Genomic DNA, 17,209 nt, shown 5'->3' with positions numbered 1-17,209 from the left:
GTCGGCACCGGTTCGTCCCGTTCATCGGGGTCCCGCCTGTCGTCGTGCCTAGCGTCGCAACCACCAGTGACGACGAGGAGAGGACGAGACGATGCGCACCATCGTGATCGTGGGAGGCGGCTACGCAGGGTTCTACACCGCCTGGCGGCTGGAGCGGCTGCTCCGCCGGGGAGAGGCGCAGGTGACGCTGGTCGACCCGCTCCCCTACATGGCCTACCAGCCGTTCCTGCCCGAGGTGGCGAGCGGCTCCATCGAGGCCCGGCACAGCGTGGTCTCGTTCCGCCGCCACCTCCGGCGGACCCACGTGGTCACCGCCCCGGTGACGTACGTCGACCACGCGCGACGGACGCTCACCCTGGAGCACGCCGACGGCACGACCTCGCACCTCGGCTACGACGTCGTGGCAGTCACGGCCGGCGCCGTGACCCGCACCTTCCCGGTGCCCGGCGTCGCCGAGGAGGCCATCGGCCTCAAGACCGTCGAGGAGGCCGTGCACCTGCGCGACCGGCTGCTGGCCAACATCGACCGAGCCGCCGCGCTCCCGCCCGGTCCCGAGCGCGACAGGCTCCTCACCGTGGTGTTCGTCGGAGGTGGGTTCGCCGGCATCGAGGGCTTCGGCGAGCTGCGGTCGCTGGCGACATCGGTGCTGCGACGCCACCCGACGCTCACCGTCGCGGACAGCCACTTCCACCTCGTCGAGGCCAGCGGCCGGATCCTGCCGGAGGTCGACGTCCCCACCAGCCGCTGGGTCGTGCGCCACCTGGCATCGCGGCGGGCCGTCGTCCACCTCGACACCCTGGTGGTGTCCGCCGAGGGCGGCCACGTCGTGCTCTCCGACGGGCGCGAGCTCGACACCGACCTCCTCGTGTGGACCGCGGGCGTGGTGGCCAACCCCGCCATCACCCGGCACACCGACCTGCCGGTCGACGAGCGTGGCCGCATCGTGGTCCGCGCCGACCTGCGCGTCGGGACCGAGGACCACGTCGTCCCCGACGCCTGGGCGGCAGGTGACGACGCGGCGGTGCCCGACCTGACCGGCGGGGGCATCGGTGGGACGACGGTGCCGAACGCCCAGCACGCCGTGCGGCAGGGCAAGCTGCTGGCGCGCAACCTGGTGGCGACGCTGCGCGGGCACGTACCCAGCTCCTACCGCCACCACACCCTGGGCGCGGTCGCCACGCTGGGCCTCGGCAGCGGCGTGATGCAGGTCGGCCCCGTCGTCCTGAAGGGATTCCCGGCCTGGCTCGTCCACCGCGGCTACCACGGGCTCGCGATCCCGACCTGGGAGCGCAAGACGCGAGTGCTGGCGGGGTGGGTGCTCGCGCTCCTCCTCGGCCGCGACACGGTGGGGCTGCGCCACCTGGAGGAGCCGCGGGCCGCCTTCGAGCAGGCGGCCCGCGGGAAGTCCTCGCTACGCCCGGTTGACGGCGCTGATCACGGCCTTGAGCGAGGCGGTGACGATGTTGGCGTCGAGCCCGACGCCCCACAGCACCTTCTCGCCGACGGCACACTCGACGTACGCCGCCGCGATCGCGTCGCCGCCGGCTGAGAGCGCGTGCTCGGCGTAGTCGAGGACGCGCACGTCGTGTCCGAGGCCGGAGATGGCGTCGACGAAGGCGGCAATCGGGCCGTTGCCCTGTCCCGACAGCTCCTGCCGCTCGCCGTCGACGAGCACCCCGACCGTGAGCTGGTCCTTCTCCCCCGCCGCGCTGGAGGTGTGGACCGAGTCGAGCTCGAGCGGGGTGGTGCGGTCGAGGTACTCGCCCCGGAACACCGACCAGATCTCCTCCGGGGTGATCTCGCCGCCCTCGGTGTCGGTGTGCTGCTGCACCACGCGGCTGAACTCGATCTGCGCGCGGCGCGGCAGGTCGAGCTTGTGCTCGGACTTGAGGACGTAGGCGACGCCGCCCTTGCCGGACTGGCTGTTGACGCGGATCACGGCCTCGTAGGTGCGGCCCACGTCCCGGGGGTCGATCGGGAGGTACGGCGCCTCCCACGGCAGCTCGCCGACCTCGACGCCGAGGGCGGTGGCCTTCTTCTCGAGGTCCTCGAGGCCCTTCTTGATGGCGTCCTGGTGGGAGCCGGAGAAGGCGGTGTAGACGAGGTCGCCCGCGTAGGGGTGGCGCGGGTGGACCGGCAGGTTGGTGCAGTACTCCACGGTGCGCCGGACCTCGTCGATGTCACCGAAGTCGACCTGCGGGTCGATGCCCTGGCTGAACAGGTTCATGCCCAGCGTCACGAGGTCCACGTTGCCGGTGCGCTCGCCGTGGCCGAACAGGCAGCCCTCGACCCGGTCGGCGCCGGCCATCAGGGCCAGCTCGGTGGCGGCGACGGCCGTGCCGCGGTCGTTGTGCGGGTGCAGGCTGATCGCGGAGTGCTCGCGGCGGGTCAGGCCGCGGCCGAAGTACTCGATCTGGTCGGCGTAGGTGTTGGGCGTGGACATCTCCACCGTGGCCGGGAGGTTGAGGATGATCTCGCGTCCCGCCTCCGGCTGCCACACGTCCGAGACGGCCTCGCAGACGCTCAGCGCGAAGTCGGTGTCGGACTGGGTGAAGATCTCCGGGCTGTACTGGTAGCCGAAGTCCTGGGAGCCGACGATGCTGCCGAGCCGCTCCTCGGCGTACTTCATCACCATCTCGGTGCCGCGCACGGCGATGCTGCGGCACTCGTCGGGGGTGACGTTGAAGACGACGCGCTGGAAGAGCGGCGCCGTCGCGTTGTAGAGGTGCACGGTCGCGCGCGGCGCGCCGACCAGCGAGTCGACGGTGCGCTCGATGAGGTCCTCGCGGGCCTGGGTCAGCACCGAGATCTGCACGTCGTCGGGGATCCGGTCCTCGTCGATGAGCTTGCGGACGAAGTCGAAGTCGGTCTGGCTGGCGCTCGGGAAGCCGACCTCGATCTCCTTGTAGCCCATCGACACCAGCAGCTCGAACATCGTGAGCTTGCGGGCGGGCGTCATCGGGTCGATCAGCGCCTGGTTGCCGTCGCGCAGGTCGGTGGAGAGCCAGCGCGGCGCCTTCTCGACCTTCTTCGTCGGCCAGGTGCGGTCCGGGACGTCGACGGGGACGAACGGGGTGTAGCGGGCGAACGGCATCGGGCTCGGCGCCTGCTGGTTGGCGGTGTTGCTCAGGTGGGTCATGGGTTCCTCGGTCTGCTGGAGGGGCGACCGGCACGCGCCACACTCCGCAACGAGGGGGCCGGGTCTAGGCCTCGTTGCGGCGGCGAAGGAGGAGGCTGCGCATCATGACCCGACCACCCTAACCGCCCGCGGCGCCGTGCGTCGCCGGACCTCCCGCGGACTGAGACGCGGTCAGGCCCGCCCGCGGGCGGCGTACGCCACCGCGGTGAGGTCGAAGGGACCTTCGCCCAGGCGCCGGCGCAGGACCTCCTCGAGACGCTCGCGGCCGTCGGGACCGAGCGCGGCGACGACGTCGCCGGCCGGGCCGACGCCGTGGAGGTAGGGCTCCCACCACTCCTCGAAGGTGGGGTGGGTGACCGTGACCGACAGCTCGACCGACTCGACGTCGCGCAGGCCCGCGTCCCGGACGATCGCGACGAGGCCGTCCTGCGACCCGCCGGGGAACTCGCGCTCGCCCGGGTGCTCGGGCCGGAGCTCGGCGACCGCCTCCCACAGCGGCCACATCGGCGCCCGGGACCCCGCGAGGTCCCACACCGTCGCCCCGACCCACCCGCCGCGACGGGTCACGCGTCGCATCTCACCGACGCCGCCGACGGGATCGGCCATGAAGTGCACGACCAGGCACGCACCCGCCACGTCGAACGTGGCGTCGTCGAAGGGCAGCGACTCGGCGGCGGACTGCCGGACGTCGACGCCGGGGAAGCGCTCGCGGCAGGCCTCCACGAACGGCGCCGACGGGTCGACGGCCGAGACGCGCTCCGCGCCGATCCGCTCGACGAGCTGCTCGGTCAGCGCGCCGGGGCCGCACCCGACGTCCAGTGCCCACTGGCCCTCCGTGACCTCCAGCAGGTCGGCGAGGCCCGCGGACAGCGGTCGCGAGTAGCGGCCCATGAAGCGGTCGTAGGCGTCGCCGGGCACGTCGAACGTCATGCGCCGAAGGTACGCCCGCCGGTGGGGCGGTGAGTAGCCTCGGCACCGTGCCGCGCCTGCTCGTCGTCCACCACTCGCCGACCCCGTCGGTGGTGTCCCTGACCGACGCCGTCGTGGCCGGGGCCTCGGACGACGCCATCGACGACGTCGAGGTGGTGGTGCGCGCGGCGCTCGAGGCGGACGCGGACGACGTGGTGGCGGCGGACGGGATCGTCCTCGGCACGCCGGCGAACTTCGGCTACATGAGCGGTGCCCTCAAGCACTTCTTCGACTCCGTGTTCCTCCAGGTCGGCGGCGCGCTGTCGGACGACGGCTCGGCGGCCGGCGCCGACGGGGGCCGCAAGCCGTACGGCCTCTACGTGCACGGCCGCTACGACACGGCCGGTGCCGTGCGCTCGGTGGAGTCGATCGTCGGGGCACTGCCCTGGCGCCGCGCCGCGCCGGTCCTCGAGGTGCTCGGCGACGTGGGCCGGGCGGACCGGGAGTCGGCGTACGAGCTGGGCGGGACGCTGGCCGCTCTGGTGATGCGATGAGGCGGCTGCCGCTCCTCGCGCTGGTCGCCGCCCTCGCGCTGGGCGGCTGCACGTCGCCGTCCGACGGGGAGCCGCCGGCGGGGACGCCGTCCACGTCGGCCACGCCGACCGGGACGGTGCCGACCGAGACGGTGCCGCCGGACCCCGGACCGGACCCCCGCGTCGGCGAGTGCCACGCCCTGTCGTTCGGGCAGGCCGTCGCCGTGGTCGGCCGCACCGCCCCCGTGCCGTGCCGGCGCAGGCACACAGCCCAGACCTACTTCGTCGGGCGCCTCGACCTCGAGACCGGGGCGGGATTCACCCGTCGCGTCGACTCGCGGGCCGCCCAGCGCCAGGCGCGGCAGGCCTGCACCACCCGGCTCCCCCGGCACCTGGCCCGTACGCCGCGGGAGCTGCGGCTCAGCATGGCGCGGGCGGTGTGGTTCACGCCGAGCCCGCGACGCGCCGAGGCGGGGGCCGACTGGTTCCGCTGCGACCTGGTCGTCGTCGCGGCCCCGGAGCAGCTGCTGCGCCTGCCCCGGCGCACGCGCGGCTGGGGGGACACGCCGGCCATCGCGATGTGCGCGACCGCGGCTCCCGGCACAGCCCAGTTCGCACGGGTCGCCTGCGGCGGCAGGCACTCGTGGCGGGCGGTGACGACCGTGGACCTGCCCGGCCGTCGGCTGCCGCGACAGGCGGCGATCGCCGCCCGCATGGAGTCCTCGTGCCGCAACGCGGCACGCGCCCAGGCCGACGACCCGCTCGACTTCGTGTGGTCGCAGGAGAGCCCGACCCGCGAGCAGTGGGACGCCGGTCAGCGCTACGGCATCTGCTGGGCGCCGGCCTGACCGACGCGCCTCAGAAGCCGAGCTTGCGCAGCTGGCGGGGGTCGCGCTGCCAGTCCTTGGCGATCTTGACCTGGAGGTCGAGGTAGACCGGGGTGCCGAGCAGGGCCTCGATCTGCTGGCGGGCGGCCGTGCCGACGGCCCGCAGGCGCGAGCCCTTGTGGCCGATCATGATGCCCTTCTGGGAGTCGCGCTCGACGTAGAGGTTGGCGACGATGTCGAGGAGCGGCTTGTCGTCGGGACGGCCCTCGCGCAGGCCCATCTCCTCCACGACCACGGCGATCGAGTGCGGGAGCTCGTCGCGCACGCCCTCGAGCGCGGCCTCGCGGATCAGGTCGGCGGCGAGCGCCTCCTCGGGTGCGTCGGTCAGGTCGCCGTCGGGGTAGAGCGGCGGCCCCTCGGGCATGAGCCCCACCAGCAGGTCGGCCAGGAGGTCGACCTGGTCGCCGGCGACCGCTGACACCGGGACGATCTCGGCCCACTCGGTCGACGTCTCCTGCCCGAGGACGGCGATGTCGAGCAGGTGCTGGGCCAGCTGCTCGGGCGTGGCGAGGTCGGTCTTCGTGGCGACGGCGATCCGCACGGTGCGGCGCACCTTGGCGAGCTCGGTGACCAGGTAGCGGTCACCGGGCCCGATCTTCTCGTTGGCCGGGAAGCACACCGCGACCACGTCGACCTCGGCCCAGGTCGTGCGGACCAGGTCGTTGAGCCGCTCGCCGAGCAGCGTGCGGGGGCGGTGCAGCCCGGGGGTGTCGACCAGGATCAGCTGGGCGTCGTCGCGGTGCACGATGCCGCGCACCACGTTGCGCGTGGTCTGGGGCTTGGACGACGTGATGACGATCTTCTGCCCGACGAGCGCGTTGGTCAGCGTCGACTTCCCCGCGTTGGGGCGTCCCACGAACGACGCGAAGCCGCTGCGGTAGCCCTCCGGGGCCTCGAAGAACGCGCCGGCGGGGGCGACGCCCGACAGGTCGAACTCGTCGTCCAGCTCGTCGTCGTCCTCGTCGTCGTCCTCGTCGTCGTCCTCGTCGTCGTCCTCGTCGAGCTCGTCGTCTCCGTCGTCCGGCTCGTCGGCGAGCTCGTCGTCCGGCTCGTCGTCCACCTCGTCCCCGACGCTGTCGTCCGCGTCGAGCTCCTCGGGGACCTCGCGGTCCTGGTCGTCAGCCATCGTTCGCCTCTCGCGCCGCGTCGTAGTCCGCCCAGATCTGCTCGTCACTCTTCCCTGCCGCCTTGCCCGCACGCCAGATCGGGCCGGGGTCCACGGCACGCGGCTGCCGGCCGGCGGTGGCGCGCCAGTAGCCCATCACGTCGTAGTGGCTGGTCGGCAGCCCGACCTCGCGCATCAGGTGCTTGCGGATGGCCCGCATCTGCGCGGACTCCCCCGCCATCCAGAAGTAGCCCTCGCCCTCGGGCCAGTCGATCCCGGCGACCACGTCGGCCAGGGCGCTCTGCCCGGCCGACGGCGGGCTCAGCCAGGTGACGTCCGCGGTGGCCGGCAGGTAGCCGGCGAGGTCGTCGGGCACCTCGGCCAGGACGTGCGTCGGCAGGCCGGGGTGGGTCTCCAAGATCCGCGCCATCGCGGGCATCGCGGTGAGGTCGCCGACGAGGATGAGCCACTGGGCACCGGCGGGCGGGTGGAACGACGCCTTCGGCTCGGTGATGGTGACCGTGTCACCGATGCAGTCGCGCATCGCCCACTCGGTGACCAGCCCGACGTCGTGGACGACGACGTCGAGGGTCATCTCACCGTCGGCGAAGGACCGCACGGTGTAGTAGCGGCTCTGGAACTGGCCCGGCACCACCAGGCCGACCCACTCGTCGGGGACGCCGGTGGAGGTGAAGTCGTCGAGCCCGCCCAGCACGAGTCGCAGGAGGTGGTCCGACAGCGGCTCGCGGCGACGTACGGTCGCCTGGAACTGCGCTGCCCGGGTGCTCACCGCACGAGGCTATCGGTGGCTCACCAGTGCGGGCGCATCGGGAAGTCGGAGCGTCCGTCGTCGTGGTTGCGGGTGGCCAGGACCTGGTGGAGCTCGACCTCGCCGCGCTCGAAGCCGACCCGGGACGCGGCGATGTAGAGGCCCCAGACGCGAGCGGATCCCTCGCCGACCTCGGCGACGCACTCGTCCCAGTGCTCGACCAGGTTGCGGTTCCAGTCGCGCAGCGTCGCGGCGTAGTGCAGGCGGAGGTTCTCGCTGTGCTGCACCTCGAGGCCCCGGTCCTGCGCGGCGGCGATGATCGTGCCGGACCCGATGAGCTCACCGTCGGGGAAGACGTAGCGGTCGATGAAGGCGCCGGTCTCCTTGCGCTGGTTGGCGCGGCGGGTGATGGAGTGGTTGAGCAGCCGGCCACCGGGCCGGAGCCGGTCGCGCAGGTGGGTGAAGTAGGCCGGGTAGTTGCGCACGCCGACGTGCTCGGTCAGCCCGATCGAGCTGACCGCGTCGAAGCCGGTCTCGACGACGTCGCGGTAGTCGAGGTGCCGCACCTCGGCGAGGTCGCCCAGCCCCTCGCGGTCGATCGCCTCCTTGGCCCACTGGGCCTGCTCGAGCGAGAGCGTCACCCCGAGCACCCGGACGCCGTACTCCCGTGCGGCGTGGCGGACCATGCTGCCCCAGCCGCAGCCCACGTCGAGCAGCCGCTGCCCGGGCCGGAGGTCGAGCTTGCGGCAGATCAGGTCGAACTTCGCGGCCTGCGCCTCCTCGAGCGTGGCATCGGGCGTCTCGTAGAGGGCGCACGTGTAGGCCATCGACGGGCCCAGCACGAGCTCGTAGAACCGGTTGGAGAGGTCGTAGTGGTGGGCGATGACCTCGGCGTCGCGCATCATCGAGTGCCGCAGCCCCTCCACCGTGCGGCGCCAGCGCGGCAGGTGCTCCTGCGGCGGCGGAGCCGGCGGGCGCAGCCGCGACAACCCCAGGCTGCGGACGATGGCCAGCGCCTCGGACGGCGCCGGCACCCGGAACCTCGTGTGGTCCTTGAGGAGGACCACCGCGTCGTAGGGGTCGCCCGGGTGGACGCCGGTGAGGTCGAGCTCGCCGCTCACGTAGGCGCGGGCCAGGCCGAGGTCTCCGGGGGCCGTCACCAGGTAGGCCAGGCCGCGCTCGCTGCGCAGGTGCAGGCCGACGTCGGCCGTGGGCGGGCCCGCGCTGCTGCCGTCGTAGGCGGTGAGCCGCAGCGGCAGCCCTCCCCGCACGAGCCGGTCCATCGCCTCGCCGATCGTCACGCGAGCCGCTGCGGTCGAGCCCACCTGGAAACGGGTGCTCATCGGCGTCCCACCACCTTGTCGTAGAGAGGGGTCAGTCGGTCGTCGGGGTCGTGGAGCCGCTTCACGCGGGCCAGCTGGTCGCCGCCGTAGAGGCGGTCGAACTCCCCACGGTCGTAGAAGGCCTCGGAGTAGAGGCTCTTGTGGCCGCCGAGGGCGGACACCTCCGCCTCGATCGCCCGGTTGCGGGGCGCGAGGGGTGCGTCGGGCCCGACGTTGACGACGCCCCAGAAGCCGACGTTGACGTACGTCGTGTCGGGGGCCAGCGGGTAGCCCGGCCACGGCCTGGCCTCTCCCTCGCCGGAGTCCTCGCCCGCGCGTCGCAGCCGCAGCGGGCACAGCCACACCGGCCGCATGCCCACCTCCCGGTCGAACCACTCGAGGAACTCCGCGAGCCGGTCGACGGGGACCTCGACGTCCTGCACCACGCGCTCGCCCTGCGGCCGGCCGGCCCGCCGGTCGAGCCGGTCGCCGATGCCGAGGCGGCGGTCGAGGGCGACCAGGCGCCAGTAGACGTCGGAGCGACGCAGGCGCCGCGGCCACAGCCGTCGTACGAGCGGGTGCTGGGCACCGAAGGCGCGCGAGCACCAGAACCAGTCGGTGTCCCAGCGCCACAGGTAGTCATGGATCGTCAGCCGGTCGGTGGCCCTGTGCTGCAGCGAGCGGTAGTAGACCTGCTGGCCGGTGTAGTCGCTGGTCGGACCGGGCTCGTCGGTCCAGCGGGCCAGGGTCAGGTAGAGCTCGTCAGGGGTGAAGGCGACGCCGTCGAGGCCGTCGACCCGCTCGCCGTCCCACGCGCCGTCGGCGACGATGCGGCCGACCGCGTCGGCGAGCGAGCCGGCGTCGTCGAACCGCACGTGCCGGAGCGCGACGTGGGCCGGCACCTGCTCGAGCTCGATCCGGAGCCGCGTGGCGTAGCCGAGGGAGCCGTAGGAGTTGGGGAAGGCGTCGAAGAGCGCGTCACCGGGCTTGGTGGTGACGACCTCGCCCGCACCGGTCAGCACGTCCATCTCGAGCACCGACTCGTGCGGCAGGCCGCTGCGGAAGCTCGTGGACTCGATGCCGAGCCCGGTGACCGCGCCGCCCAGGGTGATGGTCCTGAGCTGGGGCACCACGAGCGGGATCCGTCCGTGCGCGAGGGTGACCTCGACCAGGTGCTCGTAGGTGCACATGCCCTGCACCTCGGCGACGTCGCCGTCGACCTCGATCACCCCGGTCAGGCCGGACACGTCGAGCCCCCGCCCGGCGTCGGAGCGGCCCCGGAAGAGGTTGCTGGTGCGCTTGGCCAGCCGCACCGGCGACCCGGCTGGCAGGGCGGCGTAGGACTCCCGGAGCCTCGTGACCCCGACGGAGTGCTGCTCCCATCCCCCCGGCTCGCGCACGCGACCACGCTAGCGAGGTGCGCGGGGGGACGCGAGCGGGTTGTCCGTCAGCCGGCGCGCGTGGCGGAGCGTGAGTGGATGCGGCCCTGCGGGTCGCCGACGAGGACGGGGACGTCGGGGCCGGCGAAGTCACCGGCCGCGCGGACGTCCACCGCGTCGCCGTCGGTGAGCACGACCGCCGCCTCCAGACCGGTGGAGCCGGACGACAGCGCCATCGCGACGCAGACCTCCAGCCCGGTCAGCCGCAGGTGCGGGAGGTCGACGCTGGCCGCGGCGTACGTCCGCCCGTCGAGGTCACGCACGGCGGCGCCCTCGGCGGCGCGGGCCCGGGCGCGGGTGGCGCGTGCGAGGGTCACCAGCTTGGCGTCCTCGGCACTCAGGTCGGCTGACAGGTCGGTCATGCGAGCAGCGTAGTGAGGGGGCAGCCGGCCTCCCCAGCGTGCTCAGCGACCGGCGGAGCCCACGTGGGTGGCCGCGTCGTCGGAGGCGTCCTCGGCGGCGTCCGACAGGACGGACACGAGCACCGTGTCGATCTTGTTGCGCCGCCCGGTGGCCCGCTCGGCCTCGAGGCGCAGGCCGTGGCACTCGACCACCGACCCCGGGATCGGGACCTTGCCGAGGTGCTTGGCCATGAGGCCGCCGACGCTGTCGACGTCGTCGTCCTCCACCGAGACGCCGACGATCTCGTCGAGGTCGTCCACCGGGTAGCGCGAGGAGACCCGGATCGCGCCGCCCTCGACGTGCTCGACCTCGACCTCCTCCGCGTCGTACTCGTCGGTGATCTCGCCGACGATCTCCTCCAGCACGTCCTCGATCGTGATCAGCCCGGCGGTGCCGCCGTACTCGTCGACGACGACCGCGATGTGCTGGCGGCGGGCCTGGAGCTCGGTGAGCAGCGCGTCGACCGGCTTGGAGTCGGGCACGTAGTGGACCGGGCGCATCACCTCGTCGACCCGCTGGGTGAACTCGACGTCGGGGGCCTCGAAGTCGCGGCGGACGAGGTCCTTGAGGTAGGCCATGCCGACGATGTCGTCGAGGTTGTCGCCGATGACCGGGATCCGTGAGTAGCCGCTGCGCAGGAACAGCGACAGCGTCTGCCGGAGGTTCTTGTGGCGCTCGATGTAGACGACGTCGGGGCGCGGGACCATCACCTCGCGGGTGATGGTGTCGCCGAGCTCGAAGACGGAGTGGATCATCCGGCGCTCGCCGGACTCGATCACCGCCGACGCCTCGGCGAGGTCGACGAGCTCGCGCAGCTCGGTCTCGGTGGAGAACGGGCCCTCGCTGAAGCCCCGCCCCGGCGTGATGGCGTTGCCGAGCAGGATGAGCAGGGCGGGGATGGGTCCGAGGATCGTGGTGACCAGCGACAGCGGACCGGCCGACAGCAGCGCCACCGTGGCGTCGTGCTGGCGACCGAGGGTGCGCGGCGCGACGCCGATCGCGACGAAGGACACCACGAGCATGACGCCGATCGTGGTGAGCACGCTGGGCACCAGGGAGTCCTGGTAGGCGTCGCGCGCCCACGTGCTGACGAGCACGATGGCGCTGATCTCGCACAGCAGCCGCAGCAGCAGCGCCGTGTTGAGGTAGCGCGGCGGGTCGTCGAGCAGCATCAGCAGGCGCGTGGCACCCGCGCGGCCCTCGGCCTTCAGCTCCTCGGCGCGGGCGCGCGAGAACCCGTTGAGGGCCGCGTCGGCCGCGGAGAACAGCCCCGCGAGGAGGACCAGCAGGGCGGCGGAGCCGAGCTGCCAGATGTCGGCGGTCATGTCGGGAGGGTCATCTTCGGGAGGTCATGTCGGGAGGGTCGTGTCGGGAGGGTCATGTGGGGAGCGTCGTGCTCAGGCGGGCTCGGGGCTCGAGCGCCACTTCTCGAGCAGCTCCCCCTGCAGCCCGAACATCACGGCGTGCTCGTCGGGCTCGGCGTGGTCGTAGCCCAGCAGGTGGAGGATGCCGTGCACGGTGAGCAGGTCGATCTCGGCCTCGCGGCCGTGCCCGGCATCCTCGCCCTGGCGCTCGGCCACGGTCGGCGCGAGCACCAGGTCGCCGAGCACGCCCTCCTCGGGCTCCTCGTTGACCTTGCCGGGACGCAGCTCGTCCATCGGGAAGGCGAGCACGTCGGTCGGGCCCTGCTTCTCCATCCAGTGCTCGTTGAGGTCGGCGATCGTGTCCTCGTCGACGGCCTTGATGCACAGCTCGGCCTGCGGGTGGACACGCATCTCGTCCATCACGAAGCGTGCGAGCCGGGACAGGCGGCGTACGTCGACGTCGCGCCCCGACTCGTTGAGGACCTCGATGCTCACCGGGGCTTCCGCCCGTCGGTGCCGCGGTCGCTCGCGGCGGGGACCGTGGTGGCGACCGGTGTGGCGGAGACGGGCTTGCCCTTGGCCTGGCCGGACTTGGGCCCGCGCGCCTGGTCGGTGGCGTCGAAGACCTCGTAGGCCTCGACGATGCGGCCGACCAGCCGGTGGCGTACGACGTCGGTGCCGGTGAGGCGGCAGAACGTGATGTCCTCCACGCCGTCGAGGATGCCCTCGACGACCCGCAGCCCCGACTGGGTGCCCGAGGGGAGGTCGACCTGGCTGGTGTCGCCGGTGACGACGATCCGCGAGCCGAAGCCGAGCCGGGTGAGGAACATCTTCATCTGCTCGGGCGTCGTGTTCTGCGCCTCGTCGAGGATGATGAAGGAGTCGTTGAGCGAGCGCCCGCGCAGGAACGCCAGGGGCGCGACCTCGATCGTGCCGGCGGCGAGCAGCTTGGGGATCGTCTCGGGGTCGACCATGTCGTGCAGCGCGTCGTAGAGCGGGCGCAGGTAGGGGTCGATCTTCTCGCTCAGCGTGCCGGGCAGGAACCCGAGCCGCTCCCCCGCCTCGACGGCCGGGCGGCTGAGGATGATCCGGTTGACCTCCTTGGCCTGCAGCGCCTGCACGGCCTTGGCCATGGCCAGGTAGGTCTTGCCGGTGCCGGCCGGCCCGATGCCGAAGGTGATGGTGCTCTTGTCGATCGACTCGACGTAGCGCTTCTGGTTGAGCGTCTTGGGTCGGATCGTGCGGCCGCGGTTGGACAGGATGTTGAGGCTCAGCACGTCGGCCGGCCGCTCCTGCGTCTCGGTCTGCAGCATCTGGATGATCCGCTCGACCGTCTCGCCGGAGACGCCCTGGCCGGTGCGGACGAGCGTGACGATCTCGTCGAGCAGCCGCTCGGCCATGGCCACCTCGGCGGAGTCGCCGGCCAGGGTGATGCGGTTGCCGCGCACGTGGACGTCGGCGTCGAAGGCCCGCTCGATCAACCGGAGGTGCTCGTCGCCCGGACCCAGGACCGAGACCATGTCGATGCTGTTGGGGACGACGACGGTGTGGGTCGGCTTGTCCTGCTGGGTGTTGGTGCCGGTCGTGTCAGTCATGGATGCCCGTGATCGGGCGGCCTTCCGGGTCGGTGGCAGAGCACCTCCATGCTACCGAGCGGGCCGCGCGCAGCCCACCCGGTTGTGGCCGACCCCTCAGGGGCGGGTGACCTGCAGCATCCCCAGGCACATCTCGTCGGTCGTCCCCTCGCCCCACACGACGTAGCGGTCGGGCTGGCCCTCGAACGACGGGAGCCTGTCGCGCAGCCACTGCACGTGCCTGCAGGTCACCTTGACCTGCTCGAACGGCTCGAGCCGGACGGGCTCGATCGGCCGGCTGCCCTGGTCGTCGAAGTCCCACACGGGGATGTTGAGGATCGTGCGTGCCTGCGGCGTGCCGGGGTTGACCTCGATCGTCAGCGAGCGGCCGAGCAGGTGCATGTGACCGGCGACGCCGTGGATGGTCAGCGGCTCGGACATGGTGCGCACGCACGACTGCACCTCCCCCGGCTCCGGCTCCCCGCCGCACAGGAGGTGGAGCAGGTCGGCGGTGTTGCCCTCCGCACCGAAGCGCTCCTTGACGTCGGCCAGCGCCGCGGCGCGGTCGCAGAGCTCGCCGTCGGAGTGCTTCGGGCGGCACGGCAGCTCGACCGGGGCGGGCAGCAGCATCGTGCTCAGCGACTCGAGCCGCCGCGTGCCCGGGGCGAGGCGCAGCTGGGCGGCCGAGGTGTCGGCCTGCTGGCCGGCGAGGAGGTTGTAGTGCACCTGCATCACGATCCGGCTGCCCTTGGCCAGGCGGATCCCGAAGCCGGGCTTGATGACCGTCTCCTCACCACCGGGCGCCCAGGCGCCGATCCACGACGACCGGTCGACGTTCTGCACGCGCTCGAGCCCCGTGCCACCGAAGCACGTCCAGCCCTCGCCCTCCTCGGTCGCGTCCTTCTCCTCGGCCGCGGCGGACTGCTCCGGCGGGAGCTGGAAGAGGATGACGTGGTGGACGGTGTCGGGGTTGCCGGGCAGGACCTGGGTGCCGGTGAGCCACGCGTCGCGCTCCAGCCCCGGGTCGAGGACGAAGCAGCGGTAGTCGTCGGTGCCGGTGCCGTAGGGGGCTGACGGGGTGTAGCTGCCGGGCATCGCGATCGTCGTACGCGTCTCGCCGGCGCGCAGCCTCTTCGACCGCGCCGGCTCGGCGTAGTGGCCGTCGTGGCCGGCCTGCTGGGCCTGCTCCTCGCCCGCGTCGGCGGCCGACTCCGGGCTCGCGGCATCGGCCCCTGCCGGCTGGGTGGCGGTGCGGTCGCCCGCGGGGTCCGAGGCGGGGTCGTCGCCTCCGCAGGCGGTCAGGAGCAGCAGCCCGGAGGCCAGGGCGGCGGCGAGCGCTCGGCGGGGTCGGGTCAGCACCGGGTCAGACCAGCGACTCGGTCATCCCGGGCGCGGAGCCGAGGACGTGGAAGTGGGTGTGGAAGACGGTCTGGCCGGCGGAGGCGCCCGTGTTGGCGACGAGCCGGTAGTCGTCGTTGCCGGACGCCCGGGCGACCTCGTCGGCCAGCGCGATCGCGTGCCCGGTGCCGGTCGGGTCCGCCGCGGCCGAGGCTCCGGCGTTCTCGTGGTGCGCCACCGGCAGCACGAGCGCGTGGAACGGGGCCTGCGGGTTGAGGTCCTTGATCGCGATCGCGTGGTCGTTGCGACCGAGCACGTCGGCCGGGATGTCCCCGGCGACGATCTTGCAGAAGACGCAGTCCGCCGAGGTGTCGCTCATGGCGCCACCCTACGGCTGCGGGGCGCGCGCGGCGCCCGGAATCGACGGTCGGGTGATCGGCCGCGCTCGGCGGGTGCGGGTGCGCCGGGGTGGTCGGGGTGGCGCGGCGTGTGCGCGGATCGGCGGGCGCCGAGGCGCCGTACCGTGACGACCATGACCCCCACCACGTCCCGAGCGGTTCTCGCCCGCGCCGTACGACGCCGCGCGGGCGCCGCGGTCGTCGTCGTGGCGACCAGCCTGGTCCTCGTCGCCTGCGGCGAGGACCCGAGGCCCGTCTCCGACTCGACCAGCGAGCCGACGGCGAGCGACGGGGCGCAGCAGTCGGAGTCCCCCTCGCCCTCGCCGGTCGAGTCCTCCACCGGGACGCCGACCGAGTCGCCCACCGAGTCCACCTCGGAGGCACCGTCCGAGTCCGGCACCGCCGTCCCGGTCTACTTCGCCGGCGACGGCCCGGGCGGCAGGACCGCCCTGTTCCGCGAGTTCCACCGGGTGCAGGGCGACCCGCTGACCGAGGCGGCCCGCCTCGTCGCGGGCGGCGGCCAGCCCGACGACCCGGACTACCGCACGCTGTGGCCGCAGATGGAGGTCGCCTCGGTCACCGCCACCGACGGCGTCCTCCTCGTGCAGCTCCCCTCCGACGCCTTCACCGAGGCGCCCGACGGGATGAGCAGGCGCGACGCCCGCCTCGCCCTGCAGCAGCTCGTGCTCACCCTCCAGGGCGTCCAGCAGGAGCGGGTGCCGGTGGTCGTCCAGCGCGACGCCCCGGGCCTCGACCTCTTCGGTCGACCCACCGGCACGCCGGTCTCGGCGGCCAGCGCGCTGCGTACCCTCAACCTGGTCAACATCACCTCGCCCGCCGAGGGCGACACGGTCTCCGGCGACACGGTCACGGTCACCGGCGTGGCGAACTCCTTCGAGGCGTCGGGCCCCTGCCGGCTCCTGCAGGGCGGCCAGGAGGTCGCGCTCGAGGGCTACCAGTCCGACGGGTGGATGGAGGACCGGCTCTTCCCGTTCGAGGTCGAGCTGCCGCTCGGCGGCGTCACCGGCGAGGTGGTCGTCCAGTGCGAGACCGACGACCCCAGCGGTGGGGCCGAGGGCAACGGGCCGTCGGTCGACACGAAGACGATCACCGTCCGGTAGGCGCGTCGCGGCGTGTCGTACGCCGTCGGCCGTCGGCCGAGACCGCGGAAGATCCGAGTCATCCGGTGACTCGGATCTTCCGCGTTGTCGCGGGAGTCCCCGGATATCCGGTGACCGCCGAGCCGGAGCCAGCCGACCGACCAGCCCGCCCCCTCGCGCCGTCAGCCCCAGCGAGCGGTGCGGGCCAGCAGCGCCGCGACCGCGACGACGCCCGCGGTCGAGGTGCGGAGCACCTCGTCGCCGAGCCGGACGGCCTGGGCGCCGGCCTCGGCGAAGGCGGTGAGCTCCTCGGGGGCGATGCCGCCCTCGGGCCCGACGATCACCACGATCCGCCCGGAGGCGGGTACGTCGACCGCGCTGAGCGGAGCGGCGGCGTCCTCGTGCAGCACGACGGCGAGGTCGGCCGCCGCGACGATGCGCCCGACCTCCGCGGTCGAGGCGAGCGGGGCCACGGTGGGCAGCCACGAGCGGCGGGACTGCTTGGCGGCCTCGCGGGCGGTGGCCTGCCACCTGGCGTGCGACTTCGCGGCCCGCTCGCCCTTCCACACCGCGACGGATCGCGACGCGGCCCACGGGACGACGGTGTCGACCCCGACCTCGGTCAGCACCTCGACGGCGAGCTCGCCGCGGTCGCCCTTGGGCAGTGCCTGGACCACGGTGACGGCCGGGTCGGGGCGGGTGGTGCGCTCGAGCGAGCCCACCGTCACGGTGAACAGCCGCTTGCCGGTGGCGGCCACCTCGCCGGTGACCGACGTGCCGCGGCCGTCGGTCAGCACGACCTGCTCGCCCTCGCGCAGCCGGCGTACGGCGACGGCGTGGTGCGCCTCGTCACCGGTCACCTCGACCAGGGACCCGACCGTCGCGTCGGCCAGCGACTCGACGAGGTGGACCGGCAGCGACACGGCGCGG

16 protein-coding genes and 1 pseudogene are annotated in these 17,209 nt (G+C 73.1%); 4 read left to right on the top strand and 13 right to left on the bottom strand.

Annotation, left to right across the window (positions count from 1 at the left end):
• Positions 1–91 precede the first annotated feature (91 nt).
• Positions 92–1,081, top strand: a pseudogene (locus HN031_RS14590) (NAD(P)/FAD-dependent oxidoreductase); the annotation flags it as partial.
• 330 nt (positions 1,082–1,411) lie between these two features.
• Here HN031_RS14590 and leuA read toward each other — a convergent pair.
• Both leuA and HN031_RS14580 read right to left on the bottom strand, forming a co-directional pair.
• Complete coding sequence (gene leuA / locus HN031_RS14585) at positions 1,412–3,139, bottom strand: 2-isopropylmalate synthase (protein ID WP_172271018.1); 1,728 nt, start codon at positions 3,137–3,139, stop codon at positions 1,412–1,414.
• Between the two features lie 171 nt (positions 3,140–3,310).
• The gene (locus HN031_RS14580) at positions 3,311–4,069 is read right to left on the bottom strand and encodes a class I SAM-dependent methyltransferase (protein WP_172271016.1); all 759 of its coding nucleotides are present in this window, start codon (positions 4,067–4,069) and stop codon (positions 3,311–3,313) included.
• Positions 4,070–4,116: 47 nt separating this feature from the next.
• Between HN031_RS14580 and HN031_RS14575 the strand changes: the two genes are divergently transcribed.
• Together HN031_RS14575 and HN031_RS14570 are read left to right on the top strand one after the other, a co-directional pair.
• Positions 4,117–4,602, top strand: coding sequence for an NAD(P)H-dependent oxidoreductase (locus HN031_RS14575; protein WP_172271014.1), 486 nt, complete (start codon positions 4,117–4,119; stop codon positions 4,600–4,602).
• On the top strand, positions 4,599–5,429 hold the full coding sequence (locus HN031_RS14570; RefSeq protein ID WP_172271012.1) for a septum formation family protein: 831 nt from the start codon (positions 4,599–4,601) through the stop codon (positions 5,427–5,429). The genes HN031_RS14575 and HN031_RS14570 overlap by 4 nt, the downstream gene beginning before the upstream one ends.
• Before the next feature lie 10 nt (positions 5,430–5,439).
• On the opposite strand, the gene era is transcribed toward HN031_RS14570, so the two are convergent.
• The 10 genes from era to HN031_RS14520 all read right to left on the bottom strand — a co-directional run bounded on the left by era (position 5,440) and on the right by HN031_RS14520 (position 15,160).
• On the bottom strand, positions 5,440–6,396 hold the full coding sequence (era, locus tag HN031_RS14565) for a GTPase Era (RefSeq protein ID WP_253943467.1): 957 nt from the start codon (positions 6,394–6,396) through the stop codon (positions 5,440–5,442).
• A 190-nt stretch (positions 6,397–6,586) separates the two neighbouring features.
• Positions 6,587–7,363 (bottom strand): siderophore-interacting protein, encoded by a 777-nt coding sequence (locus HN031_RS14560; RefSeq protein ID WP_172271008.1) that lies wholly within the window; start codon positions 7,361–7,363, stop codon positions 6,587–6,589.
• A 20-nt stretch (positions 7,364–7,383) separates the two neighbouring features.
• Entirely contained in the window at positions 7,384–8,685 is a 1,302-nt protein-coding gene (locus HN031_RS14555; protein ID WP_172271006.1) for a class I SAM-dependent methyltransferase, read from the bottom strand.
• Positions 8,682–10,064, bottom strand: a complete 1,383-nt coding sequence (locus HN031_RS14550) for an FAD-binding oxidoreductase (protein ID WP_172271004.1) — start codon at positions 10,062–10,064, stop codon at positions 8,682–8,684. The genes HN031_RS14555 and HN031_RS14550 overlap by 4 nt, the downstream gene beginning before the upstream one ends.
• A 47-nt stretch (positions 10,065–10,111) precedes the next feature.
• Complete coding sequence (locus HN031_RS14545; RefSeq protein WP_172271002.1) at positions 10,112–10,465, bottom strand: cytidine deaminase; 354 nt, start codon at positions 10,463–10,465, stop codon at positions 10,112–10,114.
• Positions 10,466–10,507: 42 nt separating this feature from the next.
• Entirely contained in the window at positions 10,508–11,830 is a 1,323-nt protein-coding gene (locus HN031_RS14540; RefSeq protein ID WP_172271000.1) for a hemolysin family protein, read from the bottom strand.
• A gap of 72 nt (positions 11,831–11,902) precedes the next feature.
• Positions 11,903–12,364: an rRNA maturation RNase YbeY gene (gene ybeY, locus HN031_RS14535; RefSeq protein ID WP_172270998.1), complete on the bottom strand. Its 462-nt coding sequence runs from the start codon at positions 12,362–12,364 to the stop codon at positions 11,903–11,905.
• Positions 12,361–13,464, bottom strand: a complete 1,104-nt coding sequence (locus tag HN031_RS14530; protein WP_172270996.1) for a PhoH family protein — start codon at positions 13,462–13,464, stop codon at positions 12,361–12,363. Before HN031_RS14530 ends, ybeY begins: the two co-directional genes overlap by 4 nt.
• A gap of 96 nt (positions 13,465–13,560) precedes the next feature.
• Positions 13,561–14,802 carry a hypothetical protein gene (locus tag HN031_RS14525; protein ID WP_367650769.1) on the bottom strand — a complete coding sequence of 414 codons (1,242 nt, stop codon included), beginning with the start codon at positions 14,800–14,802 and terminating at the stop codon, positions 13,561–13,563.
• 4 nt (positions 14,803–14,806) lie between these two features.
• Complete coding sequence (locus HN031_RS14520; protein WP_172270994.1) at positions 14,807–15,160, bottom strand: HIT domain-containing protein; 354 nt, start codon at positions 15,158–15,160, stop codon at positions 14,807–14,809.
• A gap of 153 nt (positions 15,161–15,313) precedes the next feature.
• On the opposite strand from HN031_RS14520, the gene HN031_RS14515 reads away from it, so the two are divergent.
• Positions 15,314–16,300: a Gmad2 immunoglobulin-like domain-containing protein gene (locus tag HN031_RS14515; RefSeq protein WP_172270992.1), complete on the top strand. Its 987-nt coding sequence runs from the start codon at positions 15,314–15,316 to the stop codon at positions 16,298–16,300.
• Between the two features lie 161 nt (positions 16,301–16,461).
• Here HN031_RS14515 and HN031_RS14510 read toward each other — a convergent pair whose 3' ends face one another.
• Entirely contained in the window at positions 16,462–17,202 is a 741-nt protein-coding gene (locus HN031_RS14510) for a 16S rRNA (uracil(1498)-N(3))-methyltransferase (RefSeq protein ID WP_172270990.1), read from the bottom strand.
• Positions 17,203–17,209 lie beyond the last annotated feature (7 nt).

Source organism: Nocardioides sp. zg-1308, from assembly GCF_013155375.1.
Taxonomy (GTDB): domain Bacteria; phylum Actinomycetota; class Actinomycetes; order Propionibacteriales; family Nocardioidaceae; genus Nocardioides; species Nocardioides renjunii.
Note: the sequence above shows the minus strand (reverse complement) of the source record. Positions and strands in the feature narration are given on the sequence as shown.

Bases quoted from the DNA above. Each gene is read 5' to 3' on its own strand.
- leuA (WP_172271018.1), bottom strand. From the start codon at position 3,139: ATGACCCACCTGAGCAACACCGCCAACCAGCAGGCGCCGAGCCCGATG.
- HN031_RS14580 (WP_172271016.1), bottom strand. From the start codon at position 4,069: ATGACGTTCGACGTGCCCGGCGACGCCTACGACCGCTTCATGGGCCGC.
- HN031_RS14570 (WP_172271012.1), top strand. From the start codon at position 4,599: ATGAGGCGGCTGCCGCTCCTCGCGCTGGTCGCCGCCCTCGCGCTGGGC.
- HN031_RS14555 (WP_172271006.1), bottom strand. From the start codon at position 8,685: ATGAGCACCCGTTTCCAGGTGGGCTCGACCGCAGCGGCTCGCGTGACG.
- HN031_RS14545 (WP_172271002.1), bottom strand. From the start codon at position 10,465: ATGACCGACCTGTCAGCCGACCTGAGTGCCGAGGACGCCAAGCTGGTG.
- HN031_RS14540 (WP_172271000.1), bottom strand. From the start codon at position 11,830: ATGACCGCCGACATCTGGCAGCTCGGCTCCGCCGCCCTGCTGGTCCTC.
- HN031_RS14530 (WP_172270996.1), bottom strand. From the start codon at position 13,464: ATGACTGACACGACCGGCACCAACACCCAGCAGGACAAGCCGACCCAC.
- HN031_RS14520 (WP_172270994.1), bottom strand. From the start codon at position 15,160: ATGAGCGACACCTCGGCGGACTGCGTCTTCTGCAAGATCGTCGCCGGG.
- HN031_RS14515 (WP_172270992.1), top strand. From the start codon at position 15,314: ATGACCCCCACCACGTCCCGAGCGGTTCTCGCCCGCGCCGTACGACGC.